At 74.6% G+C, this 15,782-nt stretch carries 21 protein-coding genes; 13 read left to right on the top strand and 8 right to left on the bottom strand.

Annotation, left to right across the window (positions count from 1 at the left end):
- The first annotated feature begins 18 nt into the window (after window positions 1-18).
- Together OH807_RS02920 and OH807_RS02915 are read left to right on the top strand one after the other, a co-directional pair.
- Window positions 19-672 carry a HemK2/MTQ2 family protein methyltransferase gene (locus OH807_RS02920; RefSeq protein WP_406193535.1) on the top strand — a complete coding sequence of 218 codons (654 nt, stop codon included), beginning with the start codon at window positions 19-21 and terminating at the stop codon, window positions 670-672.
- A gap of 52 nt (window positions 673-724) precedes the next feature.
- Window positions 725-946 (top strand): CDGSH iron-sulfur domain-containing protein, encoded by a 222-nt coding sequence (locus OH807_RS02915; RefSeq protein WP_406193533.1) that lies wholly within the window; start codon window positions 725-727, stop codon window positions 944-946.
- Window positions 947-998: 52 nt separating this feature from the next.
- On the opposite strand, the gene OH807_RS02910 is transcribed toward OH807_RS02915, so the two are convergent.
- Window positions 999-2,018, bottom strand: a complete 1,020-nt coding sequence (locus OH807_RS02910; RefSeq protein ID WP_406193530.1) for an iron-containing redox enzyme family protein — start codon at window positions 2,016-2,018, stop codon at window positions 999-1,001.
- Window positions 2,019-2,500: 482 nt separating this feature from the next.
- Between OH807_RS02910 and OH807_RS02905 the strand changes: the two genes are divergently transcribed.
- The gene (locus OH807_RS02905) at window positions 2,501-4,309 is read left to right on the top strand and encodes a thiamine pyrophosphate-requiring protein (protein ID WP_406193527.1); all 1,809 of its coding nucleotides are present in this window, start codon (window positions 2,501-2,503) and stop codon (window positions 4,307-4,309) included.
- 110 nt (window positions 4,310-4,419) lie between these two features.
- On the top strand, window positions 4,420-4,815 hold the full coding sequence (locus tag OH807_RS02900) for an STAS domain-containing protein (RefSeq protein ID WP_406193524.1): 396 nt from the start codon (window positions 4,420-4,422) through the stop codon (window positions 4,813-4,815).
- 90 nt (window positions 4,816-4,905) lie between these two features.
- On the opposite strand, the gene OH807_RS02895 is transcribed toward OH807_RS02900, so the two are convergent.
- The 3 genes from OH807_RS02895 to OH807_RS02885 all read right to left on the bottom strand — a co-directional run bounded on the left by OH807_RS02895 (window position 4,906) and on the right by OH807_RS02885 (window position 6,881).
- Window positions 4,906-5,076 (bottom strand): hydrophobic protein, encoded by a 171-nt coding sequence (locus OH807_RS02895; RefSeq protein WP_406193521.1) that lies wholly within the window; start codon window positions 5,074-5,076, stop codon window positions 4,906-4,908.
- A 668-nt stretch (window positions 5,077-5,744) separates the two neighbouring features.
- The gene (locus tag OH807_RS02890) at window positions 5,745-6,182 is read right to left on the bottom strand and encodes an ATP-binding protein (RefSeq protein ID WP_406193518.1); all 438 of its coding nucleotides are present in this window, start codon (window positions 6,180-6,182) and stop codon (window positions 5,745-5,747) included.
- A gap of 174 nt (window positions 6,183-6,356) precedes the next feature.
- Window positions 6,357-6,881 carry a hypothetical protein gene (locus tag OH807_RS02885; protein ID WP_406193515.1) on the bottom strand — a complete coding sequence of 175 codons (525 nt, stop codon included), beginning with the start codon at window positions 6,879-6,881 and terminating at the stop codon, window positions 6,357-6,359.
- 379 nt (window positions 6,882-7,260) lie between these two features.
- Between OH807_RS02885 and OH807_RS02880 the strand changes: the two genes are divergently transcribed.
- Window positions 7,261-7,590 carry a hypothetical protein gene (locus tag OH807_RS02880; RefSeq protein WP_406193512.1) on the top strand — a complete coding sequence of 110 codons (330 nt, stop codon included), beginning with the start codon at window positions 7,261-7,263 and terminating at the stop codon, window positions 7,588-7,590.
- A gap of 94 nt (window positions 7,591-7,684) precedes the next feature.
- Here the strand turns inward: OH807_RS02880 and OH807_RS02875 are convergent, their stop codons facing one another.
- On the bottom strand, window positions 7,685-7,999 hold the full coding sequence (locus OH807_RS02875; protein ID WP_406193509.1) for a DUF4193 domain-containing protein: 315 nt from the start codon (window positions 7,997-7,999) through the stop codon (window positions 7,685-7,687).
- 600 nt (window positions 8,000-8,599) lie between these two features.
- Here OH807_RS02875 and OH807_RS02870 point away from each other — a divergent pair.
- The 5 genes from OH807_RS02870 (at window position 8,600) to OH807_RS02850 (ending at window position 12,112) form a co-directional block, all read left to right on the top strand.
- Window positions 8,600-8,905, top strand: coding sequence for a hypothetical protein (locus OH807_RS02870; protein WP_406193506.1), 306 nt, complete (start codon window positions 8,600-8,602; stop codon window positions 8,903-8,905).
- 300 nt (window positions 8,906-9,205) lie between these two features.
- Window positions 9,206-10,273 (top strand): SigB/SigF/SigG family RNA polymerase sigma factor, encoded by a 1,068-nt coding sequence (locus OH807_RS02865; protein WP_406193502.1) that lies wholly within the window; start codon window positions 9,206-9,208, stop codon window positions 10,271-10,273.
- Window positions 10,274-10,407: 134 nt separating this feature from the next.
- Window positions 10,408-10,824 carry a hypothetical protein gene (locus OH807_RS02860; RefSeq protein ID WP_406193499.1) on the top strand — a complete coding sequence of 139 codons (417 nt, stop codon included), beginning with the start codon at window positions 10,408-10,410 and terminating at the stop codon, window positions 10,822-10,824.
- 263 nt (window positions 10,825-11,087) lie between these two features.
- Complete coding sequence (locus tag OH807_RS02855; protein ID WP_406193496.1) at window positions 11,088-11,546, top strand: SRPBCC family protein; 459 nt, start codon at window positions 11,088-11,090, stop codon at window positions 11,544-11,546.
- A gap of 50 nt (window positions 11,547-11,596) precedes the next feature.
- Complete coding sequence (locus OH807_RS02850; protein WP_406193493.1) at window positions 11,597-12,112, top strand: hypothetical protein; 516 nt, start codon at window positions 11,597-11,599, stop codon at window positions 12,110-12,112.
- 46 nt (window positions 12,113-12,158) lie between these two features.
- Here the strand turns inward: OH807_RS02850 and OH807_RS02845 are convergent, their stop codons facing one another.
- Window positions 12,159-12,362 (bottom strand): hypothetical protein, encoded by a 204-nt coding sequence (locus tag OH807_RS02845; protein ID WP_406193490.1) that lies wholly within the window; start codon window positions 12,360-12,362, stop codon window positions 12,159-12,161.
- 306 nt (window positions 12,363-12,668) lie between these two features.
- On the bottom strand, window positions 12,669-13,115 hold the full coding sequence (locus OH807_RS02840) for a hypothetical protein (RefSeq protein ID WP_406193487.1): 447 nt from the start codon (window positions 13,113-13,115) through the stop codon (window positions 12,669-12,671).
- A 442-nt stretch (window positions 13,116-13,557) separates the two neighbouring features.
- On the opposite strand from OH807_RS02840, the gene OH807_RS02835 reads away from it, so the two are divergent.
- Both OH807_RS02835 and OH807_RS02830 read left to right on the top strand, forming a co-directional pair.
- Window positions 13,558-13,908, top strand: coding sequence for a hypothetical protein (locus OH807_RS02835; protein ID WP_406193484.1), 351 nt, complete (start codon window positions 13,558-13,560; stop codon window positions 13,906-13,908).
- A gap of 390 nt (window positions 13,909-14,298) precedes the next feature.
- The gene (locus OH807_RS02830; RefSeq protein ID WP_406193481.1) at window positions 14,299-14,667 is read left to right on the top strand and encodes a low affinity iron permease family protein; all 369 of its coding nucleotides are present in this window, start codon (window positions 14,299-14,301) and stop codon (window positions 14,665-14,667) included.
- Window positions 14,668-14,758: 91 nt separating this feature from the next.
- Here the strand turns inward: OH807_RS02830 and OH807_RS02825 are convergent, their stop codons facing one another.
- Window positions 14,759-15,124: a PRC-barrel domain-containing protein gene (locus OH807_RS02825; RefSeq protein ID WP_406193478.1), complete on the bottom strand. Its 366-nt coding sequence runs from the start codon at window positions 15,122-15,124 to the stop codon at window positions 14,759-14,761.
- A 243-nt stretch (window positions 15,125-15,367) separates the two neighbouring features.
- On the opposite strand from OH807_RS02825, the gene OH807_RS02820 reads away from it, so the two are divergent.
- Window positions 15,368-15,526, top strand: a complete 159-nt coding sequence (locus OH807_RS02820) for a hypothetical protein (protein ID WP_406193475.1) — start codon at window positions 15,368-15,370, stop codon at window positions 15,524-15,526.
- Window positions 15,527-15,782 lie beyond the last annotated feature (256 nt).

The raw sequence follows: 15,782 nt of genomic DNA, 5'->3' as shown, positions 1-15,782 counted from the left end.
GAGGGGCAGACGCGCGGCATGAGGCTGCTGAGAGCGCCCGGCGTGTACCGGGCACAGGACGACAGTGAGCTGCTGGTCCGGAGTCTGGGGCACGAGCGGCTGCGCGAGGGGGACGAGGTGCTCGACCTCGGTACCGGTACGGGGGTCGTGGCGCTCGCGGCGGCCGGTACCGGCGCCCGGGTCACCGCGATCGACGTCTCGCGGCGCGCTCTGGCCACCGCGTGGATCAACGGTGCCCTGAACCGGCGGCACATCCACGTCCGGCAGGGCGACCTGCTGGAGCCGGTCCGCGGGCGGCGGTTCGACCTGATCGCCTCCAACCCGCCCTACGTGCCGGCCGCCGACAGCGCCCTGCCCACCCACGGCCCCGCGCGGGCCTGGGACGCCGGGCCGGACGGCCGGGTCCTCCTGGACCGGATCTGCCGCACCGCGCCCGACTTCCTGATGCCGGGCGGGGTCCTGCTGCTCGTCCACTCCTCCCTGTGCGGGATCGGGGAGAGCCGCCGGGCGCTCCGGCGGGCGGGACTGCGCACGGAGGTGGTGGCCCGCCGGCGGATCCCGTTCGGCCCCGTCATGGCGGCGCGGGCCGACTGGTTCGAGGAGCGCGGGCTCGTCGAACCCGGGGTCCGGCACGAGGAGCTGGTGGTGATCCGCAGTGTCCGCCCCGTCTAGCCGGCCTGGGTCCGCCCCGCCCGGCCGGGCGGGCGGGGCCGCGCGGGTGGTCATGCCCGCCGAGGCGGGCCCCGTCCTGGTGAGCGGTCCGGTCGAGATCACGCTCCCGGACGGCACCGTCGTGGTCGGCGACCGGCCGGTGGTGGCGCTCTGCGTCTGCCGGCGCAGCCGGTGCTACCCGTTCTGCGACACCAGCCACCGCCGCCACTCGCTCCCGCCGGCGCAGCAGCGGGAGCGGGCCGCGGCGGAGGCGGCACCCGACGGGGCTTCGTAGCCCGACGCACGGAGGGCGCGCCCCGGGCCTCCGGGGCGCGCCCTCCGTGCGTTCAGGCCGCCGCCGCGTCCAACGGGCGGAGCAGGGCGCTGCGTCCCTCCCGCCAGCACGAGAGGGCGTGCCCGGCGAGGCGGTCGTCGACCAGCGCGCCGGCGGCGAGCCCGAACGCGACGTCGTCCCGCAGCTCGGGTTCGTCGGCCAGCAGGGCGTCGATGACGCCGTGGCGCATGAGCTGCTCGTGGACGGCGTCGGCCTCGACGTGCTCCCGGTAGAAACGGGTGCCCGCGGGCCCGGCGCCGAGCCGCTCCAGCGCGTCGGCCAACCGGGCCGACCCGGGCGAGGAGGTGATCTCGACGCCGGCGAACTGGCCGACGAGCGCGCCGCGGTGCATGCGGTGCAGGGCGAACAGCGACATCAGGTTGACGACGGCGAGGGCGGGCGCGGGCGCGTGGTCCAGGTAGTGGCCGTACCCGTCGTCCAGACCGAGGTCGGCCATCATCTCCGCGAACAGCCGGGAGTGGGTGCGTTCGGGCCGGCCCGCGCCGTACTCGTCGAACTGCACCGCGACCAGCGCGGCCTGGGCGGCGCCGTGCAGCCGCGGTACCACCCAGCTCTGCGGATCGGCCTCCTTCAGGTGGTAGAGGGACCGCAGGGCCAGGTACTCGCGCGCCTGCCAGCGCTCGCCGCGGCGCAGCAGGAAGTACGAGAGGCCGTCCCCGTCCACCGGCTCGACCAGGAGCTCGCGCAGTTGGTCCTCCAGCGGTGCCACCGTGCCGGCCGCCGCCCGCAGGGCCGCCAGGAAGGACCGCTCCAGCCGCCCCCGCAGCGCCAGCACCCGCGCGTCCCACTCCCACCGGGCGTCCACACCGGCGAAGGACCGGTAGTGCAGTTCGTAGCAGAGGTACAGCGCGAGCTGGTGGTCCTCGCCCCAGGCGTCGGCCGCCTCCGGGCGCCCGGGTTCGTCGGCGGCCGCGGATTCGGGGCTGCCGGTCAGCAGGGCCAGGAGGTCCCGGCTCAGCGGTCCGCGTGCTCGCGGCAGCCGCGGGCCGGGACGGACAGCGGTGACACCCATGGTGAAGACCTTCCGGGAGGGGGCTCGGCCTGGATTTCGAGGACGGGCCCCAGGCCGCCCACACCGGTGCGGGTGCCCGATCCCCCGGCGGAGATGCCGGTTTCCTCCGACGGATCCTCCCCGCGGCGAGCTGCGGGACGTCCGGCCGGCCCCGGCCGGACCGTGCGCCACCAGCAGACCGCCGGGCGGCACCAGCAGGTCCACGCTCTCGAACACCGCACCCCGCGGGCCGCGCACACTCGCGCCACGGGCACTCACCTCAACGCCGAAGGTCTTCACCTACCCTCCAGTTACCCCGAATGCCGTGAGCATGCTCCGGCCCCGGCAGTTCGTCCGGGAGACGCCCGGGCCGCCCGGCCGCGGGTGGCCCCGCCGATCGGGGAGCGCCGGGTTTCACCCCGGCCGGGCGGGTCAGACGCGGGTCGGGCGCGGACGCGCCCGGGGCCCACGGCCCGGCCACCCCCCGAACGGAGCCCACCCTGATGAAGGTCTCGGACTACATCCTGGAACGTCTGCGCCAGTGGGAGGTGGAGCGGGTCTTCGCCTACCCGGGCGACGGGATCAACGGCCTGCTGGCCGCCTGGGGCCGCGCCGGCGACAAGCCGCAGTTCGTCCAGGCCCGGCACGAGGAGATGGCGGCGTTCGAGGCCGTCGGCTACGCGAAGTTCTCCGGCCGCACCGGCGTGTGCGCGGCGACATCCGGTCCGGGGGCGATCCACCTGCTGAACGGGCTCTACGACGCGAAGCTCGACCACGTCCCGGTGGTCGCGATCGTCGGGCAGACCGACCGCAGCGCGATGGGCGGCTCCTACCAGCAGGAGGTCGACCTGCTCTCGCTGTTCAAGGACGTCGCCTCCGCGTACTGCGAGACGGTCACCGTCCCCGAGCAGCTTCCCAACGTCCTGGACCGGGCGATGCGGATCGCCACCACCCGCCGGACGGTCACCACCGTGATCGTGCCGGCCGACGTCCAGGAGCTCGACTACCGGCCGCCGGCGCACGCCTTCAAGCAGGTGCCCTCCAGCCTGGGCGTCGGCCGGTTCACGCCCGTCCCGGCCGACGAGGAGCTCGCCCGCTGCGCGGAGATCCTCAACGCGGGGGAGAAGGTCGCGGTGCTGGTCGGCCAGGGCGCCCGGCACGCCCGCCCGGAGGTCGAGCGCCTCGCCGACGTCCTGGGCGCGGGCGTCGCCAAGGCCCTGCTCGGCAAGGACGTGCTGCCGGACACCCTGGCGTACGTCACCGGGTCGATCGGCCTGCTGGGCACCCGCCCGTCCTACGAGATGATGCGCGACTGCGACACCCTGCTGGTGATCGGCTCCAGCTTCCCCTACAGCAACTTCCTGCCGGCCTTCGACCAGGCCCGGGCGGTGCAGATCGACGTCGACCCGGCCATGGTCGGGCTGCGCTACCCCTTCGAGGTCAACCTGGTCGGCGACGCCGCCGAGACGCTGAAACGGCTGCTGCCGCTGCTCGCCCGCAAGGAGGACCGCGGCTGGCGCAACACGATCGAGGAGAACACCGCCCGCTGGTGGGAGGTGATGGAGCGGCGCGCGGCCGTCCCCGCCGAACCCCTCAACCCGGAGCACGTCGTCCACGCGCTCGACGCCCTGCTGCCCGACGACGTCATGCTGGCGGCCGACTCCGGCTCAGCCGCCAACTGGTACGCGCGGCACCTGCGGATGCGCGGCTCCATGCGCGGCTCGCTCTCCGGCACCCTGGCGACGATGGGCCCGGGCGTGCCGTACGTCATCGGCGCGAAGTTCGCCCACCCGGACCGCCCGGCCATCGCGATCGTCGGCGACGGCGCGATGCAGATGAACGGCCTCGCGGAGCTGATCACCGTCGCCAAGTACTACCAGCAGTGGTCCGACCCGCGGCTGATCGTCGCCGTCCTCAACAACCAGGACCTCAACCAGGTCACCTGGGAGATGCGCGCCATGCAGGGCGCCCCGCAGTTCGAACCCTCGCAGCACCTGCCGGACGTCCGCTACGCCGACTTCGCCGTCCAACTCGGGCTCTACGGGCGCCGGGTGGAGGACCCGGCCGACGTCGAGGTGACGTGGAAGCAGGCCCTGGCGTCCGAGCGGCCCTACGTGATCGACTTCCGGACCGACCCGGCCGTGCCGCCGATCCCGCCGCACGCCACGCTCGACCAGATCAAGGCGGCCGCCTCGGCCGTCCTGCACGGCGACAGCGACCGCGCCTCGATGATCCGCCAGGGCGTCAAGGCGAAGATCCAGGAGTTCCTGCCGGGGAACGGCGGCGGCAGGCGCGAGGGGGGAGCGCGGTGACCCGCACCCTGCCGGGGACGGCACGCCGGGCCCCGCGGCCGGTGCCGGCCGGCCGGTCGGCGCCGGACGATCGGAGGAGGAAGGCCCACCTGGCGGAAGGAGCCCGGACCATGTCCGGCGAACCGGCCGGTCCGCGGGCGGCGGACGGCCCCAGCGGATCGTCCCTGCGGACGGTGACGAGCGAACGCGCGGTGCGGACGGTGGTCTGCCGCATCGAGGGGGAGGCGGACCACGAGACCCGGGAGGCGCCGGAGGCGACGCCGGCCGCGTGCGTGGCCGCCGAACCGGCCCTGCTGGTGGTGGACCTCGCCCCGCTCGCCTTCGCCGACTCGGCCTGTCTCAACGCACTGCTCCGGGCGCACCGCGACGCGGAGGCGGCGGGCGTCTGGTTCGTCGTCGCCGGTCCCGGGCCGCAGCTCCAGAGGTTGCTGGAGATCACCGGCGCGGCGGAGGTCTTCACGATCCGGCCCAGCCTGCACGCGGTGCTCGGCACCTTCCCGGGGTAGGTCGCGGGACCTTCCCGCGGCACGGCGGAGGGGGCGCGCACCGGTGTGCGCGCCCCCTCCGCCGTGGATAGGGCAGTCCACTGCCGCTCGTCACCAGCGGTACCAGCGACCGCGGGTGCCCGAGGCGCCGGTGCTGCGGGCCACGAACCCGAGCAGCCAGAGCACCAGGACGACGATCGCCACCCACCAGAGGATCTTGAGTGCGAAGCCGGCCCCGAACAGCAGCAGGGCCAGCAGCAGGACGAGAAGAAGCGGAACCATGGGGACCTCCAGAGTCGGTGTCGGCAGACCGTCTGCCCCCACCCGGGCCACCTAGTCGTGCAGTCGTGGCAATCCTCCCGCCGGTCGTGGGGTCGTCCGGGGCGGTCCGGAGCCGCTCCGTGCGGTACGCCCGGCCCGCGAGCGAGTCGTCGATGTCCAGGACGTCGCGGTCCTGCGGCACGGGCAGCCCGGCCGTGCCCGGGCGGAGCGGCACGGCGACGAGGTGCTTCTGCTGCTTCTGCTGCACATCCGCGAGGTAGAGCCGGGTGCGGGACAGGCCGAGGCGGGATCCCGCCTGCCCGAGGAGGCCCGGGAGGTCCTGCGGGGCGGCGCGGTGCGAGGCCTCCAGCAGCTCGGCGAGCACCCGGCCGAATCCGGCGTCCCGGTCGTTACCCGGTTCTTCGCCCCGGTCCTCGTCGCGCCGGTCCCCGCCCGGCTCTCCGTCCGGTCTTCCGCCCCGGCCGCCGGCCTGTGCACTGGGCATGCGCATCCGTCCGTCTGGGCGGGGCGGCGGGCCGCGCCCGGTGCGGCACGGCGCCGGCCTGCCGGCGAACGGCCCCGGGGACGTCCGTCGGGGTCACCACCCCTCATCCCCCGCCCCCGGTGCCGGGCGACGGCCGGAGACCGTCCAGCGGTGTCCGGCGGTGGTCCGGTGGTGTCCGGAGGTGTCAGGCGGTGCTCGCCGGCGGGTCGCCCTCGGACGGGTGCGGATCGGGTCGGTCCGGCGCGTGGAAGCACGCGGTGATGGTCTTGCCGCCGGCCTGTGGGTGGGACCGCCAGCTGTCGGCGAGGGAGTCGACGATGGCGAGCCCGCGCCCGCCGGTCCGGACGTCGCTCTGCGGCCGGGGCAGGGGGACTTCGGTCGAGGCGTCGTGGACGCTGACGTGGAGGCAGCGCCGGTCCCAGAGCAGGACGACCTGGGCGTTGCTGTGCGCGTGGACGTGGGCGTTGGTGATCAGCTCCGACACCGTGAGGAGGACGTCGTCCGCCGTGTCCGGTGCGCGGGACGTCCACCCCAGTGCTTCCAGGTGCTCGCGGGCCCACTGCCGGCCGGCCCGTACCCCGCCACTGATCGGGAACGTCCGCGCCCATCCGGTGGCCCTCATCGACATCTCTCCCATGGCATGCCTTCCTGCCTGCCGTTCACGACGCCCGTGGAACGCGGCCGCCGGGGTCGTACACCCGACCCGGGCGCACACCCCACCGCGGACCGGGTGTCTGCCCGGGCCGGTCCTCGGCAGGCGCGAAGCATCAGGGCCCGGGCACGTTCCACACCTCGTTCACTCCGTAGCGGCAGCCCCGCTCGTCCCGGTGCCGCCCGTCGTCCCGCTGGTCAGGGTGCTCTCCTCGACGGCCTGCACGGCCGCGACGCCCCGGGCGGATACCGCGGCCACCGCCTCGTCCGGGTGCGGCGGCTCGTCCGGCCCGCCGAGCGCGGTCGGGAACCACGCCTCGTCGCCGTCGCTGCTGCCGGGCCGCCGTCGCCAGGCCACCACGGCCACCAGCCCGAGCAGGCCCGCGCAGCCGCACAGCACGGGGCGGAGCCGGCGGGCCCGCGAGGGCGCGGGCTTCCCGGGCAGCGGCAGCTGCCGGTACCCGCGCTGCGCCTGGTCCGCCACGCGTCCGGCGGCGGCCTTCACGTCGGCCGCGGCCGCCTCGACGTGCGGTGCCAGGCGGCGCAGTGCCTGCTCGCCGGACCGGGCGGTGGCCCGTCCGGCGCGGCCCGCGTCCACGGCCAGGGACCGTCCCGCCCTGACCGCGGTGTCCTGCAACGAGGGCCGCTTCCCGTGGCGCCGGTTCGTCATCGGATGCCTCCTTCGCCCCTCCGGGCGTCGCCGATTCGGTTCGCTGTACCGGTCGGCTGCCCCGGCCCCGGCGTTTCACACCGCCGGGGCCGGGGCGGGGGTGACCCCGTAGGACGCTCAGGAGGCCCGACCGATGTTCACACCGATTTCTGATGGCGCCACCGGACCCACCGCGAGCTGCGCGGGGCCGGGAGCGCACCACCGCCGGGCGGCCGGTACGCCCGGCCGGGAGCCCTCCCCGGGATTGATCCGCCCGGCCCGGGGCACACGCCGGGACGCCACCCGGGACCCGTGCAGGTCCGACCCATCCACCACGGGCACCCGTCTGCTGGGGACGCCAGCAGGCCCACCCGCCACCGAGGACGAGGCAACCACCGTGATGACCACGCACACCCCGACCGCCACTCCGCTCGCCATCCGGCCCGCAGCCCTCGCCGCGGCCCCGTCGGGCACCGGCGTACTTGCGGTCGGGATCCACCAGCAGCACGGCCTGCACCGCCTGCTCCTGCGGCTGGACCGCGACCGCCGGGTGATCAGCCTGCCCCTGACCCCGCGCGACCTCGCCCAGTTGCTCCCGCTGGCCGCCCACCCGGGCAGCAGCGTCGTCCGCTGGCTCACCCGGCCCCTGCCCGTCCGGGTCCGCGAGGTGGGGAGCGGCCTCGCCTTCAGCGGCATCACTGCCGGCAGGACCGCCCTCGGTGACGCCTGACCCGACCGGGCCCGGCACCCGGCCGGCGCCGTCCGCTCCCGCGCTGCCGGTACCGGTGCCGCGCGGGTGGGCGGCTGCCGGCTTCCGGGGCCCGTCAGTCGCCCGGGGCGGGGGCGCAGTCCCGGCAGACCGGTCGGCCGTCCTCCTCGTGGGCGAAGCGGCTGCGGTGGTGCACCATGAAGCACCGGGAGCAGGTGAACTCGTCCCCCTGCATCGGCACCACCTGGACGGTGAGTTCCTCGCCGGAGAGGTCGGCGCCGGGCAGTTCCACGGACTCGGCCTCCTCCGCCACGTCGACGTCGGGCGTGCCGCCCGAACGACGGGCCGCCCGTTGCTGCTTCAGTTCCTCGACGCTCTCGACCCCCTCGTCGTCGCTGTTGGTCCGCGGGGCGTCGTAGTCGGTTGCCACTGCTGAGCCTTCCCTCGGATCGGGACCCGGCGTACGGGGGCACACCGGAGCCGGGGCGCGCCTGCGCCGTCACCCCACTCTCTCCCGAGCGGGCTGCCCGCGCCTGCGCCCGGACCGCACGGCGGGGTCGCCGGCCCGGACGGTCCGCACCGGTTGCCGGTCGGACTGCTTCGGGTGGTCGTGCTGGTCGTGCCGGTCGTGCTGGTCGTGGTGGTCGGGCCGGCCGTTCCGGGCGGTGCTGTCGGGGGGCGGTGATCGTCGGTGTCGTCCTGGTGGTGGCCGGGCACTCCGCCGGAGCCGCCCTGGGGGATGTCGTCCATGGCTCCTCCTCGGTCTTTTCCGGCCGTGGCGCCCGCCTGGGCGCCCCTGCCCCAAACGGCCGCCGTGGCGGCCGCCGGGACCCCGGGCCCGGCGGTCCGCGTTTGCGGTGGCCGATTCCGGTAAGACGGCGGGGCGACAACCCTCTCGGCAGGGAGTGCACCGCCATGACAGGTGCCGGCTGGTGGCCTCGGGCACGGCGGTGCTGCCCAGCAGCCACCCCCTGCCGCGGTCTCGCGCAGGTTGCTCACCGCGCACCGTCGTGGCGCGGAACCCCCGCGGATGACGCCGGCGGCCCTCCGGGCCGCCCACCGGCGGGCGGCCCACGGGGGCCTGGCCGCCATCGGCACGGACCCGCTCACCGGGGCGCGCCGGCCCGTCGTGCTGCTGGTCGCCGATCTGCTCGGCCTGGCCGCGCCGACCCTGAGGCGGTCCGGGGACCTCGACCTCGCCCGCCACCTCGTCCAGCGCCGGTTGAGCGGCGGTACGGGGGCCGACCGACAGCGCGCCGTCTTCGCGCGCCGCCGGTCGCTGACGGACGTGGTCGATCACCTGGCCCGGCTCACGGCCGCCCCGGGAGGCGGGTAGCGTCGCCGGGCCCCCGGGCCTGCGGGGCCGGGGGCACAGCAGGGTGGTGACTCCTCGTGTCGGCGTCCACTCATGGGGCGAAAGGTAATCAATCGGGCGAAACGGTATTCCCTTGCCGCGGGGTGGGTAGGACAACCCTGTGACGACCGCGGACAGGTCCGCCGGTCGCCACTGCACCCACCGGGTGCACCGGGACCCTTGCTTGAAGAAGCCGGGCACAGGTCCTGGGGGAAGAGCCCGCGGCACGCGTGCGAGCCCGCTCGCCGTGCCGGGCGTTGCTCAGCTGCCCAGGAGAGAACCGTGTCCGTGCGCGTGTCCGTCACCCCTGAAACCGTTCCCCGTGCTGCCCCGCCGAGGGGCGTGCCGGGCGCCCCGCCCCTCGGCGCCCTGGCCCTCGCCGCGATGTCCGGCCCGCCGCGCGATCCGGAGGACCCGGAAGCCGGGCCCGAGGCCGACACCGCGTCCCACGTCGGGCCGCACCCGTGTGCCGGGTCCGACGCCGGGTGGGGTCTGCCCCCCGGAGTGCCGCGCCGGCCGACCGAGGCCGAGCTGCGGGTCATGGGCAAGGCGGAGGCGCGCGAACTCAGTGACGCCCTGTTCGAGCGCCTGGCCGCGCTGCCCCGGGAGAGCCACGCCTACAGCTACGTGCGCGGCACCGTCATCGAACTCAACATGCCGCTGGTGCGGTTCATCGCCGGCCGCTTCCGGCACCGCGCCGAGGACATGGACGACATCCTCCAGGTCGGCACGATCGGTCTGATCAAGGCCGTCGACGGCTACGACCCCACGCGCGGCGTCGAGTTCCTCACCTACGCCATCCCCACCATCGCCGGGGAGGTCAAGCGGTTCTTCCGCGACACCTCCTGGCCCGTCCGGGTGCCGCGCAGCATGCAGGAGCTGTACCTGAGGGTCGCCCGCGGCTCCGACCGGCTGGAGCAGAGCCTCGGACGGCTGCCGCACCCCGACGAGCTCGCCCGCGAACTCGACCTGAGCGAGGAGCAGGTGCTCCAGGGGTTGATCGCAGGCCGGGTGTACCGGCCGAACTCGCTGGACGCGCTGCGCGACCAGGACAGCAACGAGGTGGGCAGCGCCCTGCTCGACCGACTCGGCACGTGCGACCCGGGCGTCGAACTCGCGGAGTTCCGCACCGCCGTGCGGCCGTTGCTCGCGGAGCTGCCGCGACGCGAGCAGGTCGTCCTCAAGCTGCGGTTCTGGGACGGCCTGACCCAGTCCGAGATCGCCACGCGGATCGGTGTCTCGCAGATGCACGTCTCCCGCCTGCTCGCCGCCACACTGGCCGGGCTGCACGAGCAGTTGGACGACCGGACGGCCCCGGGCTGGGGGAGCGAGGCCCCCGACCCGGCCTGAGCCCCGACCCGGCCCGAGCCCTGACCGACCGGGTTCCTCGCGCTGTTTCGGCGGGGGCCGGCCGGGCGACTGAACGTCACCGGTCCGGGTAGGCGCGCCGCGCGGGGGGTGAACCCGAACGGAAGGCCATTCCCATGTTGCTCCTGGGACTTCTCCTGATCGCGGCGGCCGGCACCTTCACCGGACTGCTGATCGCGGACAACCTCTCGGGCGGGCCCGAGTACCAGGCGACCGTCCTGGGCCACGACCTGGTGACGCTGAACAGCCTCGGCGTCTTCCTGGCGGGCGCGGCCCTCGCCCTGCTCTTCTGCCTGGGCCTCGCCCTGGTCGTGGCGACCCGTAGGCGCCGGCGCGTCACCCCGCGGGCCGCGCACCGGGCCGCCCGCCGTCCGGGGCGGTCCGCCGCCCGGGACGCGGAACTCGTCGATCCGGCCGAGGAGCCGGCGGCCGTCCTGCCGCCGGAGCGCGCCGCCCAACAGGGCGGGGCGGACACCGACGGCCCCGTCGAGGTGCCGGCCGGTGGCAGGCGGCGGCACCTGTTCGGCCACTGAGCGCGGTCGGCCGTTGTGCGGAGGCGGGGGCACGTGGGTCCACGCGTGGTCCGACGCGACCGGTCGCACCATGGCCGCGAACCTGCACCACGTCGCCTCTGCCCTCGTCGGGCGCCCCTGGCCCGTCCCCGCGCAGGACCGGCCCCGTGCGGGAGGGCCTGCCGGGCGCGGCAGGAAAACGAACCGCCTGCGCAGGAATCACCCCGGGCGCGCTGGGCAGGCGCCCGGGTGGACCGATCACCGACACCCTTGGAGGTTCGGCAATGAGCATGGTGCAGGAATCCGTCGACGTGGACGTCCCGCTGCACACCGCCTACGACCAGTGGACGCAGTTCGCGGACTTCCCCCGCTTCATGGAGGGCGTCCAGGAGGTCACGCAGCTCGACGAGCGCCACAACCACTGGAAGACCAGCATCGCCGGCGTGACCCGTGAGTTCGACACCGAGATCGTCGACCAGCTGCCGGACGAGAAGATCGCCTGGCGCACCGTGGGCGGCGACGTCCAGCAGATGGGAGTGGTCACCTTCAGGCGCCTGGACGACGGGCGCACCACCGTGCGGCTGGCCATGGACTTCAAGCCCGACGGCATGGCCGAGAAGGCGGCCGACGCCATGGGCATGGTCGACCGCAGGGTGAAGGGAGACCTGAAGCGCTTCAAGTCCTTCATCGAGGAGCGCGGCGTCGAGAACGGCGGCTGGCGCGGCCGGATCACCCCCGGCTGACGGCCCCCGCTCCCGTTCCCCGTCCCCCCGGATCACCAGGAGGATCCGTGATGAAGCCCCCTCAGCCACTGGTCGAACCCCTGCACGTCTACCTGAACGACCACCTCACCGGCGCCTTCGGCGGCGCCGCGCTCGCCGACCGGATCGCCCGCACCCACCCCGACAGCCGTCGCGCGGCCGAGATGCGCCGACTGGCCCGCGACGTCGAGGAGGACCGCGACGCCCTCGTGCGGATCATGCACCGGCTCGGCGTGCCGGTGCGCCACTACCGCACCTGGCTCGGCCTCGCCGCAGAGCGCCTCGGGCGGCTCAAGCCGAACGGCACCCTCGTCCGCCGCTCCCCGCTCAGCGACCTGGTCGAACTGGAGGCGATGCGCGCCGGCGTCGAGGGCAAGGCCGCCCTGTGGCGCGCGCTGCGGGCCATCGCCGACACGGACCGGCGGCTCGACCCGGGCGACCTGGACCGCCTCGCGCAGCGCGCCGCCGACCAGGCCGGCGTCCTCAACGGCTGGCACCGGACGGTCAGTGCCGCCGTCTTCGCACCCACCGCGGCGGAAGGCCGCTGACCGGACTGCGCGAGCCCCGGCCAGCCGGCCCGCCCCGGCCGCCCGGCTACGGGGCCACGGTGTCCGCCGCAGGCGGTTCGGGCTCCTCGGCGTCCCCCTCGTCGTCCTCGTCGTCCCTCCCGTCGTCCTCCGTGTCGTCGTCGGCCTTGGCACGAACGTCCGCCGGGGTGGGCGCCACGATGGACCGCTCCTCCGCGGACCGCTCCCGCACCTGCTCGTCCCGCGTGCTGTCGTCGTCGGGGGTGCTCACGGTGTCGTCCTCTCGTCGCACCGCCCTCCGCCGGGACCGGTGGAGGGCGGGGGCAGGAGATGCCCCTCCCCCCCTTGCTCCCACACCCGGCACCTCCGCGCAGCCGGACGCCCCGCCGGCCCGACCCCGGCGACCGCCGCCCCCCCCACTGCTGCCGCCCCCACCCGGCGTTCCGTCACTCCGCCCCCACGACGGGACGCCCCGACGACACTGGCCCGATCGGGCGACGCCGGCGTCCCCGCCCTCCGGGGCGGCCACCGCTGCCGGGCGGTTTGCGCCTGCACGGATCGTCGGCGCGCCGGCCCGTCACACCGGTGGCTTCGGGCTCCCGCTCTCCCCGCCCGCCTCCGTGACTGCCCGGTGCCGCCGTTGCAGCTCCTCGCGTTCGACGTCCGGGATCGTCATCGACTCGGCGAGTACGGCGGCGAGCGCGTCCACCGGTGCGGTGTCGATGTCGGCGTGGACGAGCCACCGGATGTTCTCGTCCCGCGTGATGAGGTCGATCGCCGAGCGTCCGCCGCCGTCCCGCGCGGTTGCGGCGCGGACGTAGCGCACGCGGCCGATCGGGATGTCCTGACTGACCTCGCCCTGCCCGAGGAAGGTGTTCGTCCTGGCGGTGAGGATGCGGCGATCTGTCACGGCGACCAGGGTGGTCGCCGCGTTCTTGTCCATCGCGGCCGCCAACTTCTCCTTGGCTCCGCCGAGGAACGCGGAGACCGGGCCGAGCGAATCGAACTGGTCGGGGAAGGGCAAGGGCCCGCAGGGTCTCACCGTCGTCGAGGAACCATCGCAGGATGCGCAGGTACGGTTCGAGATCCAGCGACCCGGGTGCGCAGACGATGCCCGGCGTTCCCGGCGGCGGGGCCGGCGGGCGGAGGGCATCGGCCAGGGGGACGATCGCCTCCAGCAGACGGGCCGAAATCTCACGGGCGGCCTTCGAGTCCTTCCGCTTGCCCATCAGTGACTGTGAGAATGTGTCGCGTCCGGGGAGTTCGGCCATGATCCGCAGCTCGCACCTCAGCGAGTGGACGAGGTTCGTCGTCTCGGCGAGAGCGGAGTCGAGCTCCGAGCGGGTGTCCCGCGCGATGACGTCGACGTACCGTGCCTCGACAGCGTCCTCGCGTCCCGTGGCACTCGCCCTGCCGGCGCGGAGCGCCTGATAGCCGGTCCATGCCTTGACGGACGACAGGAGGGCGTGGGCGTCGAAGACGATTGCCTCGGCGTTCGCCTGGAGGTACTCACGGCGGTGAGACGTGTCGGCCCGGTCGATCCGGCCGACGTGGCCGCGGACGTTGCGTCGGTACAGGTCGAGCTGCTTCTCCAGCGCTGCTCCACTGCCCGCGACGTCGTCCCACAACGAGGTCGGGACCGATTCGAGCTCTTTCGCCTGGTCGACCGCGCGATCGACGATGGCGACGAGTCCGGTCAGCTCGGCCCACTGCTCGTTGCGGACGGTGGTGAGGACCTGGCTCGTCAGCGCGACGTTGGTCCTGACCAGCCCCGTGATCTCACCCGACCTGTTGTTGCGCCACGGATGGACTGCTGAGCCCGGGCCGATCCGTACTGCGCCGCAGGACCGTGCGGCAGTGTCCCGAGGCAGATCGCCGGGAGCCCGATCCGCGCATGACCCTTGCTCCGAAGCGCGCCCCGGCACCTGGCGGCCGGCTCACCCAGCCGCAGTGCGCCACGTGGGCGCAGCGCTCCACGTGGGCGCAGCGGAGCTGCGCGAGCGGCGGGAGGCGGACGGCCGTGACACCTGGGCTGCCGGTGATCGTCCATCACATGACCGCCCGTCGGGGGGCACTGGCCATGTGACAGTGCTCTCGGCGTAGTCGAACGTTGCCGGATGCAGAGGGCAGGGCCACGCCGGGACGGGGTGGTGGCGGACTGCGTGCCGTCGGGCGGGTCTGCGGGCGGCCGGTGATAGGGAGGGGGCATGACCCTCTCACACCCCGCCACTCGGAGGGACGGTGGCCGCGGGCGGTTCGAGCGGCTCGCCGAGGCTGCCTCCAACCTCACCAGCTCCCCGGCGTTCTCCGCGTTCTGCGTCCTGCTGGTGGCCGCCTTCGTCGTGGTGCACGCGGCCGGCCTGTCGACGGAGTGGCAGATCCTCGTGGGCGACACCATGACCGCGATCACCCTGCTCCTGCTCGCGCTGCTCAAGAACGCCGAGCGTCGCGCCGAGCACGCCGTGCAGCGCAAGCTCGACGCGATCGCCGCGGCCCTCCTCGAAGAGCACGAGGGCCACGAGGGCGAGGCACACCGGGCGCTCCGCAAGGCCATCCGCATGGAGGAGCGGCTCTGATCCCGCGTCTCCCCGTGTACCGGGCCGGGGATGCGGTGCGGGCCGCCACCGGGGTCGGTGGCGGCCCGCACCGGGCATCACGTCTGTGGGGTCAGAGGACGGGGCCGCCGTAGAACGGGCCGTAGTAGCCCGCGTAGCGCTCCTGGTAGTCGGTGTCCGTCCGGTGCCGGTCGTGGTCGAACTCGGGGCTGCCCTTGATCTCGTCCTTGGTGCGGTCGAGGTAGACCTTCTTCTCCTCCTGTTCGACCCGCACGACGGTGCCGGCGGGGAGCAGGACGTGCTTGCCGAAGATCCACGGGCCGGTGTCCACGACCAGGTACTGGGCGCCGACCTCTTCGGAGAGCTTGTCGACCTTGCCGATGGGGCCGTCCGTGGCTTCGACGTGGAAGCCGACCAGATCGTTGCCGGAGACGTGGCCGGAGGTGCTGCGGAAGTCCCAGATCTCGATGCTGCTCATCGCGTCTCCTTCGCCTTGTGGCGTCCGCCGGGTCGGTCCCGACGTGACGCGTTGTCGGCCCCCGTCTGCCCCGGGCCCACCGGGCCACACCTCCGGGATCTCCCGGGCTCCCGGACCGACTGGGTTTCTGGGGCCTCCTGGGGGCGGGGCGGGGCGGGGCGCGGTCAGTGGGCCGGTCCCGGCATGGTCGGCCGCGGCGGGGGCAGGCGACCGGCACGTTCTGGTCGACTACCGGAGGTGTTCATGTCCACCACCATGGTGTTGCTGCTGGCGCCGCTCGTGCTCGCGGCCGTCCTGACCGTCACCGCCCCCCGTCCCGGGCACCGCCACCGCGGACCGCGCGCCGCGCTGAGCCGCGGTGACAGGAACGGGCGTCCCCGTCACGCCCGCCCGGCTGCCTGACCCGTCGCCCGAGCCGTCGTCCGTGTACCGCCGCCCGACCCGGGCGGCGGTACACGGGGGTTGCGTGCGGACCGGGGGCGGGCGAGGACGAGTGGGACAAGTCGTGTGCCGTGCCCGGCGGGGCTGCCGCACCGCCGGGCACGGGGCGTCGGACCCGTCCGCCCGGTGTGTCGCGGCGGTCGGCGTCACGCCGGTCTCACGCTCTGCCCTGCCAACACCGGGCATCAAGAAGGCACTTGAGGCGATGGGTGCACCT

Origin of the sequence: Kitasatospora sp. NBC_01560, from assembly GCF_045208415.1 — a bacterium.
Classification (GTDB): Bacteria; Actinomycetota; Actinomycetes; order Streptomycetales; family Streptomycetaceae; genus Kitasatospora.
Note: the sequence above shows the minus strand (reverse complement) of the source record. Positions and strands in the feature narration are given on the sequence as shown.